At 36.7% G+C, this 8,909-nt stretch carries 6 protein-coding genes and 1 pseudogene; 3 read left to right on the top strand and 4 right to left on the bottom strand.

Annotated elements, in window-relative coordinates:
- Positions 1 to 273: 273 nt before the first annotated feature.
- Positions 274 to 621 carry a thioredoxin domain-containing protein gene (locus MW688_RS17855; RefSeq protein ID WP_486737365.1) on the top strand — a complete coding sequence of 116 codons (348 nt, stop codon included), beginning with the start codon at positions 274 to 276 and terminating at the stop codon, positions 619 to 621.
- Positions 622 to 625: 4 nt separating this feature from the next.
- Here MW688_RS17855 and fni read toward each other — a convergent pair whose 3' ends face one another.
- The gene (fni, locus tag MW688_RS17850) at positions 626 to 1,654 is read right to left on the bottom strand and encodes a type 2 isopentenyl-diphosphate Delta-isomerase (protein WP_486737364.1); all 1,029 of its coding nucleotides are present in this window, start codon (positions 1,652 to 1,654) and stop codon (positions 626 to 628) included.
- Positions 1,655 to 1,745: 91 nt separating this feature from the next.
- Here fni and MW688_RS17845 point away from each other — a divergent pair, with 91 nt between their 5' ends.
- Both MW688_RS17845 and MW688_RS17840 read left to right on the top strand, forming a co-directional pair.
- Complete coding sequence (locus tag MW688_RS17845; RefSeq protein WP_486737363.1) at positions 1,746 to 2,645, top strand: alpha/beta fold hydrolase; 900 nt, start codon at positions 1,746 to 1,748, stop codon at positions 2,643 to 2,645.
- Between the two features lie 22 nt (positions 2,646 to 2,667).
- Positions 2,668 to 4,719: a thioredoxin domain-containing protein gene (locus MW688_RS17840; RefSeq protein WP_486737362.1), complete on the top strand. Its 2,052-nt coding sequence runs from the start codon at positions 2,668 to 2,670 to the stop codon at positions 4,717 to 4,719.
- A 111-nt stretch (positions 4,720 to 4,830) separates the two neighbouring features.
- On the opposite strand, the gene MW688_RS17835 is transcribed toward MW688_RS17840, so the two are convergent.
- The 3 genes and pseudogenes from MW688_RS17835 to MW688_RS17825 all read right to left on the bottom strand — a co-directional run.
- Positions 4,831 to 7,251 (bottom strand): sucrose synthase, encoded by a 2,421-nt coding sequence (locus MW688_RS17835; RefSeq protein WP_486737361.1) that lies wholly within the window; start codon positions 7,249 to 7,251, stop codon positions 4,831 to 4,833.
- A gap of 188 nt (positions 7,252 to 7,439) precedes the next feature.
- Positions 7,440 to 7,634, bottom strand: a complete 195-nt coding sequence (locus MW688_RS17830) for a Fic family protein (RefSeq protein ID WP_486737366.1) — start codon at positions 7,632 to 7,634, stop codon at positions 7,440 to 7,442.
- 687 nt (positions 7,635 to 8,321) lie between these two features.
- Positions 8,322 to 8,477 (bottom strand): annotated as a pseudogene (locus MW688_RS17825) (ATP-binding protein); the annotation flags it as partial.
- Positions 8,478 to 8,909 lie beyond the last annotated feature (432 nt).

Raw genomic sequence — 8,909 nt, 5'->3', positions numbered from 1 at the left:
CAAGCCGGGGCAAGAGGGCGCAAGCCGGGGCAAGAGGGCGCAAGCCGGGGCAAGAGGGCGCAAGCCGGGGCAAGAGGGCGCAAGCCTTGCGCCCCTACTAGATCCGATTATGAAATAATACTTATCACTCATATCTTGCACGCAAATACAAAAGTACTAAATAGGCCAACAGGCGAGAATCAATTTTTAAGGGGTTAGGATTAATTCTTTAACTCATTACTTCAAAACTCATTATTCATCCACCACCAGTAACATTAGGTAAAGATGCAAGATGTGAGAGAACTGGTGGAGCCGGAGGCTTATCCGCAGGGGATTTATTCACAACGTTACCTACTTGATACTTTAATTATCGACGAGGTCCTCAGTGATACAGATAATCAAGTGGCGCGACAATTTGGATTAGTCTTTACACTTCCTATGACTTTACGTCCAATTTATGAAAACCTTGGGATTGATTTGACTGCCCACAACGGTAACGATCATTTTGAATTACCAATTCCTGCCACTTATGTGGTGAAACCCAACGGTGAAATTGTCTACGCCTTTGCTGATGTAGATTATACCAAGCGTGCTGAACCTAGTGAGATTGTCAAAGTAATCAAGGAGAATTCTAACAGGTAACGTTTTAAACAATTTCCTGTAAAGCTTCTGAGTTTTTCAGTTCACTAATGGTTTTATGACCAGTACAAAATAGTACTGTAGTAATTTCAGCCATAAGTAATTGTACTAATTCATCAACAACTTCTACAGACTCAGAAGCTGCCTTGAGAAAAGGTTGGGCCATACCGCCTAAATCAGCACCGAGGGCGATCGCCTTAGCGATTTCTAGTCCATTGCGCAATCCTCCAGAAGCAATCAGGGGAATTTCAGCATTGAGATTGCGAATATCTAAAATACAATTAGCGGTAGGTAGACCCCATTCAGCGAAAGTTTCACCCAATTTGCGTTTAATTTTATCTGTACTGCGCTGGCTTTCGACCTTTGCCCAAGATGTTCCTCCAGTACCAGCTACATCAATAGCACTTACCCCAGCAGTAATTAACTTTTCTGCCATTGAAGCTGAGATACCATTCCCCACTTCTTTAACAATGATTGGGATTGATGTATTCCAACAAAGACTACTAATCTTTTCATATAGTCCACGGAAATTAGTATCGCCATTGGTTTGGATACATTCTTGTAGGGGGTTTAAGTGCAAAATTAAAGCATCTGCTTGGAGAGTTTCTACTAATTTAATGCAATCTTTAATCTTATAATTATAATTTAGTTGAACAGCACCTAAATTAGCAAACAAAGGAATATCGGGAGCAACTTCCCGCACGGAAAAAGTATGGGCTAATTCTGGCTTTTCAATAATAATTCGTTGAGAACCCACCCCCATAGGTAACTTATACTTTTGAGCTATTTGAGCGAGACGTAGATTAATAATTTTAGCCTGTTCAGTTCCTCCAGTCATTGAGGAGATTAACAAAGGAGCATTTAACTGATGGTTGAGGAATTTTACACCTAGGTTAATCTCACTATAATTTACTTCCGGTAAACAGCTATGAACAAAATGATAGCGATCTAATCCATTGGTAAGACCGTGAAATTGTACATCCTCTTCCAGACAGATTCGCAGGTGATCCGCTTTGCGCCTCTGGGTGTTACTCATACAATAATTCTATAGATATATATTTTTAGCACAAATATAAAATACCATAAAATCAAGGTATAATGAGAGGCAATTGAATTTTAAATTAACTATGATTGAGCCTATTGGTGTAGAACAAAATTCTTTAGTAACTAGTTTGGGAACTATGGTTTACTATAGTCCCAAGCAGAAACCCTGGCAGGATTTACAACCGAGTCAAACAGAAAAACTAAACAATCTAGTTTTTTTACATGGTTTTGGGGGAGGTTCTTCAGCCTACGAATGGTCTAAGGTATATCCAGCTTTTGCTACAGAATATGAAGTGTTAGCACCAGATTTAATAGGTTGGGGACGTTCAGACCATCCTGAACGTAACTATACACCAGAAGATTATATAAAAGTAATTCTTGAATTTATCGAAAAAACCTGTGAAACTCCCACACCCGTGGTAGCTTCCTCTTTAACAGCAGCTTTAACCATTCGTGCCGCGATAGAACGTCCTGATTTATTTAAATGTTTAATCTTAACTACCCCGTCGGGATTATCAGATTTCGGGGAAGATTATACAAGGAGCTTTTTTGCCCAATTAGTTAGTACTCCAATCTTAGATAAAGCCATCTACGGTTTAGGAGTAGCCAGCTATAATGGTATCGAAAATTTTCTCAAAACTAGACAATTCGCTCACCCAGAAAGAATTTATCCAGAGATTATAGAAGCATATTTAAAATCGGCAACCCAAAATAATGCTGAATACGCTGCCTTGTCTTTTGTTAGGGGAGATATTTGCTTCGATTTATCTAAATATATACCCCAATTAACTACTCCTACAGCAATAATCTGGGGCCAAAAATCCCAATTTACAAGTCCAGAAATCGGTAAGCGTCTAGCAGCCCTTAACCCAGAAAGTATTAAAATATTCCAAGAATTACCAGAAGTGGGACTAACCCCTCAGTTAGAGTTACCAGCAGTAACCATAGGTCTAATCAAGGGTTATCTCCAAAAGTTAATTTAGTTGTTATTAATATTGTCAAAAAATGCCTAATCGTCTAGCTACAGTAAATAGTTTATATCTCCGTAAACACGCTAATAATCCCATAGACTGGTGGTATTGGTGTGAAGAAGCTTTAGCCATGGCTAAGTCAGAAAATAAACCCATATTTCTATCTATCGGTTACTCAAGTTGCCACTGGTGTACCGTGATGGAGGGAGAAGCATTTTCTAATCAGGAGATAGCCGATTATCTTAATGAAAACTACTTACCCATCAAAGTAGACCGAGAAGAGAGACCAGATATAGATAGTGTCTATATGCAGGCGTTACAAATGATTACAGGTCAAGGAGGTTGGCCATTAAACATATTTTTAACCCCAGATGACCTAATCCCCTTTTATGGTGGTACTTACTTTCCCATGGAACCCCGCTACGGACGTCCTGGTTTTCTGGATATACTAACTTCTCTACGCCATTTCTACGACCATGAAAAAAAGAAACTAGAATCAATTAAAACTCAAATTACTCAAGGATTTAAAAAAGGGTTAATTATTTCAACTAATCAGTCAGAATTTTCCCTAACTAAAGAACTACTCTACAAAGGCATTGAAACTAACACCGGGATAATTAGAGAAAATAGAGATAGTGGTCCTAAATTTCCCATGATTCCTTACGCAGATTTAGCATTACGTGGTAGTAAATTAAGTTTCAATTCTCGCTATGATGGCCAAAACTTAGCTCGAAAACAAGGAGAAAATTTAGCCTTGGGAGGAATTTTTGACCATGTAGCGGGAGGATTCCATCGTTATACCGTTGATTCTACCTGGACAGTGCCCCATTTTGAAAAAATGCTCTACGATAATGGGTTAATTGTTGAGTATCTTTCTAATTTGTGGAGTGAAGGGGCAACTAAACCAGAATTTAAGCGGGCCGTCTCTAAGACAGTAGAATGGTTAAAAAGAGAAATGACCTCCCCATTGGGTTATTTTTATGCTTCTCAAGATGCAGATAGTTTTAGTAGTAACACAGCATCTGAACCAGAAGAAGGCGCTTTTTATGTTTGGGATTACACTGAACTACAATCTATATTGACAGATGATGAATTAACTAAACTCGGTAGAGAATTTACCATTACTCCTAAGGGAAATTTTGAAGGTTATAATGTTCTTCAAAAACACCACAGTTCAGAGTTAAATGAAAGCATAGAAAGAATTTTAAAAAAATTATTTAAGGTGCGTTACGGTCGTTCAGCCAAGGAATTACCACTATTCCCCCCAGCGCATAATAGCCAGGAAGCGAAAACCATCAATTGGGAAGGTCGTATTCCTCCAGTAACTGATACTAAAATGATTGTAGCTTGGAATAGTTTAATGATTTCTGGTTTAGCGCGGGCTTATACTGTTTTTAAAGACCAGATTTACTGGGATTTAGCTACTTCAGCAGCTCAATTTATCTTAAATAATCAGTGGGTCAAAGGTCGTTTTTATCGCCTCAATTATGAAGGCAATGTATCTGTTTTAGCACAATCAGAAGATTACGCCCTCTTTATCAAAGCACTATTGGACTTAAATGCAGCAAATTACCGGGAGAAGAAGTGGTTAGAAGCAGCATTAAGGATACAGGCAGAATTTGATCGCCTCTTTTGGAGTAGCAATCAAGGCGGTTACTATAATAACGGTAGCGATGACCATCAATTCTTACCAATCGTAGAACGAGCTTACAATGATAATGCTACTCCTTCAGCTAATGGTGTTGCCGTAGCTAATTTAGCTCGTTTGAGTATATTAACGAATAACTTGAATTATTTAGACCAAACCTACAATATTCTCAATTCTTTTAATAATGTGTTGCAACAGTATCCTCAATCTTGTCCTAGTTTAGTTACTGGTCTCTACTGGTATTTGTATCCCATCGGAGTGAAAACTACTTCAGAACAAATCACTCAATTAATTGACCAATATTTTCCCTCTACAGAATTTACTCTAGCTACAGATTTACCCGAAGCTTCTTTAGGTATTGTTTGTCAGGGATTAGCTTGTAATAAGCCAGCAACAACTCCCGCAGAATTGTTAGAGCAAATTAGACATCTTGAGTAATCAAAAGCGGTTTGATAAACTAGGTTCGTAGTTGGACTTTAGTCCTATTGATTGAGATTTTAAAAGTTTATCGGGCTAAAGCCCTACTACAAACTCATCAGTTCAATAAACTTAATTACCAAGATGTTGCTGCAATAATGCTTGAGCCCGTGGTTTATAGAGAAGATGGAATAGAGACTCCAAATACCTCAGCATATCCTCTCGATTTTCTTGAGAATTGAAATTCCAAAAGCCATAAATACGTGCTAAAGAGAGTAAGCGAGTTGTGTGAATTTTCCAGGTATAGACACTATAAACTCTTTCAATGCCTTTTTGAGATATACTATGCCAGTAATCAGGATTTTCTTGACATTTTTCGATAAATTGCAGGATTTTTTGAGCGGTTTCAGCATTATTTGTGGGATTGATATAAAAACCATTGATTTGGTCCTGAATAATCTCTAAAGGACCACCAAATTGGGTGCCAAAGGTGGGTAAACCAGAAATCATCGCTTCTAAAATAGTTAAGCCAAAGGCTTCAAATAGGGCAGGTTGCACAAAAATCCCTTGGCGATCGCCAATCACCCGATAAACTTCTCCTGAGTCATTTTTAGGCAGACGCACTCCCAACCAGCGAATTTTCCCATGCAGTTTATATTCTTGAATTATCCCATAGAGTTTTTCAATTTCCTCTTTTTCCTCATTATCATTAGATTCAGATGTATGCAGCTTACCTGCAATTAAAATCAAATTACAGTACCTTTGTAACTCAGCAGATTGACCGAACAATTCAGCTAAACCAGTAATATTTTTAATGCGGTCCAAACGCGCCATAGAAAACAAAGGTCGCTTATCAGGATCATCTAATTTACCAAAAACTAAATCAGGATCTTCCTTAGTAAATAACAACTCTTCTAACTGTTTAGTTTTAGCTTTAATTCTATTTTCCTGTTGAGTGTAGGGGAAATAAACTTTTTCATTCACTCCAGGAGGCACCACATTAAACTTAGGAGAAAATAATTCTATACCGTGGATCACATGATAGAGATTGGGCATGGTAAAATTCTGATGGGATTCATATTGACCTACACTATCTTGACGTCCGGCAATTTCTTGATAGGTACTGCTAATAATACAGTTAGCCGCATTCATCGCGATTAAATCTGCTGTAAATTGCAAAGAAAAATGATATTGACTTTCTAAATCTTGCCAGTAGAGATTACTAAACAGATATTTGGATTTTTCCAAAGCATGGGCTACATTAAATTGAGTTACACCTAGACGTCTAGCCAACAAAAAGGCTACTAAATTACCATCAGAATAGTTACCAATAATTAAATCTGGTCTCCCGGAAAACTCTGCACATAGTTCTCTTTCTGCATCAATAGCGTAAGTTTCTAAATAGGGCCAAATCTCAAATCGTGAGATCCAATTATCTGTATAATCTGGATTAAGCCTACGGAAAGGTACTCGCAAAATCCAAGCATTTTCAGTGCCGTGGACTTTTTCTAAGCGTTGATTACAGAGAGTTCCATCGCTATTCGGTATTAAGCGAGTGAGAATAATTACTTTTGGTTTTACTCCTAAATTATCTAAGCCAGCTAAGGTAATATCTTCTTGTAATTGCTTTTCTAAACTAATTGCTTGGTCTAAAACGTAGACAACTTGACCCCCTGTATCAGGACGACCTAAGACTCCTTCTTGTCCAAACCAACCATGTATAGATACTAAGACAATGCTAAAAACCATGGGTATACGAGAAAGAAAAGCTTCTAAACTTTCATCATTGGGAGAATCAATTAATTCATCGAGAATTTCTAAAGTTTCTAGGATTCTTCCTACTGTATTTCCCCAGCCTGGTTCAAATCCTAAATCTTGTAATTGGAAGCGAATTTCTTCGTAGGGTTGTGTCGGTGGTAGGGATACTAGGTAACCTAGGGCTTGTTTTACCTGTTCTGAAAGTTGTTGTTGGTTTTTGATTCTACCATTGATTAAGAGAATCGTACCATTGACAGAATGTAATTTCAGAAACAGGTATAGAGATTCTAACCATTGTTGTGGGTCTTGAAATAGCTTACTTGAGAGAAAACGATTCAGAAATTCTACACCTCTACCAATATTTTTAGGATCCCGGATTTTTGGTGAGTAGTCGTAAAATGGTTTAAAGTCTATTTCAAATACTGTCCCCTCTTCTGGGTGAAAATGATTGACGATGCGATCGCGTATATCTAATAGTTCTGGTATACTTATTTTTTCTATAGTTAAATCTGGCAGAAGGCGATAACTTTCTGAATTAGCAATTTTTGCCCGAATAATTAGACAAATATTTTCTGTTTCTAAGATAATTTCCTGTGTATAGTAGATTAGTTTTCCCAATGCTGAGGATTCTCGGTAGTTTTCTGGATATGCTTGTTTCCGGCAAAAATCATCAAAAGCATTAACTATATCGTTGCGGAGTAAATATTTTTGTTCTAATTCTCGTAGGTAGTAAATAAATCCCTGTAGGTCATTTTTGTGTTTTGAGTTAATTACAGCATCGAGGAGATAGGACATTATTTGTATTTTTTCCTTTGTTTTTAGATTTGCTTATATAGACTATAACGCTAGGCGCTGGGAAATAGGCAATAGTTAGCATTTAAGATACTTTCATTAGTTTAAAATTTAAATACTCATGTGCAACCTATTTTTAGTTTATAAAAATGACCCCAATTCGCCTTTGTTCTACTTGCTACAATAATAAATTATTTTTTAATTGTACGATAAGTTTGGTTAGGATCATTAGGATTATCTGGATTAGTATATTCTAGTAATTTTTCATTGATTAAAGGTTTAAGATATTGAGCTAATAAATGTTTTCGGCTTCGTTTTAAACGAATTGCTAATTCACTCGATGAATGAGGTTTGATTTTACAAAGTTCTAAAATTAAAGCCTTCATTTCTTCAGGTGTTTCTCGTTCTCCTAATTGATTTAATTTCTCCTCAAGGGATTCCTGAGTTATAGTCGTAAATAATTCAAGCGTAAGTTGTTGACCATGTTGTGTACTACTATCCTGATTAGGTATCTTTAACTGTCCAGATAAGCTGTCCTGATTAGGTATCTTTAACTGTCCAGATAAGCTGTCCTGATTAGGTATATTTGACTGTCCAGATAAGCTGTCCTGATTAGATATATTTGACTGTCCAGATAAGCTGTCCTGATTAGATATATTTAACTGTCCAGATAAGCTGTCCTGATTAGGTATATTTGACTGTCCAGATAAGCTGTCCTGATTAGGTATATTTGACTGTCCAGATAAGCTGTCCTGATTAGGTGTACTACTGTCCTGATTAGGTATATTTAACTGTCCAGAATAAAATTCCTGCTTGAGAGTATAATAAGTAGCTGTACTTTTTCCGTGTGTCTCAATTATCCCTAAATCTCGTAAATGTTTGAGTGTTTGGCTGGCTTTTAAGGTATCAACATCATTAACCAGACGACAAATTGCATTATTGATGGTTGTTTTTTCTCGTAAAACCACTAATATTTTTGCTTCTTCGTCTGTTAAATTATACTCTTTAAATTGAGATAACCATTGCAAAGCCTCTTCATCAAAAAAGTTATGGGAATAAATAATTATTTGAAATTGATCTTTATCGCGATTAGATTCAAAGCTAGGAAGAGTTAAGTTAGCGTCTAACATTGCTTCTATCATGACTCTAATGCCTGAACCTTTGGTTTCTGCGAATCCCGTTTCATGTAAAACTGAGGCGATCGCTTCATTACGAATTACTGACCCTGGTTCTCCTAATGTGTCTTGATTTAAGGGCTAAAAACAGTTGAAAAATATCTACCCATTTCTTCTTAAACTTGCTCATTTAATTAGCTAAATAGCCATAATGGATAAGTTTTAGTTGGTTGACAATTAGGGACAAAGAGATAATTGAGACATAATTACTGTGTTTTCCCCCTTGATGATAAGTCGTTTAGTGCGCTATCAGAGAAAGTCTCGACCAACTATTGTTTAACAATGATATAATATTAATACTTAAGTGGTTGTTGATGATGGTGATAAAAAAATCTAATACCCTAAGTTATGTCAAAGCATTGCCAACACCAATAAACGAGTTAAATGCTTTGGGCTTTACTAGTTTTGAGATGTTTTTAACAGCTTATGAGCCTATTTATAGAGAAGCAGTTTGTGAAACAGTAAATCATTTAATAAATTGTCTAG

The organism is Johannesbaptistia floridana, assembly GCF_057440575.1.
Note: the sequence above shows the minus strand (reverse complement) of the source record. Positions and strands in the feature narration are given on the sequence as shown.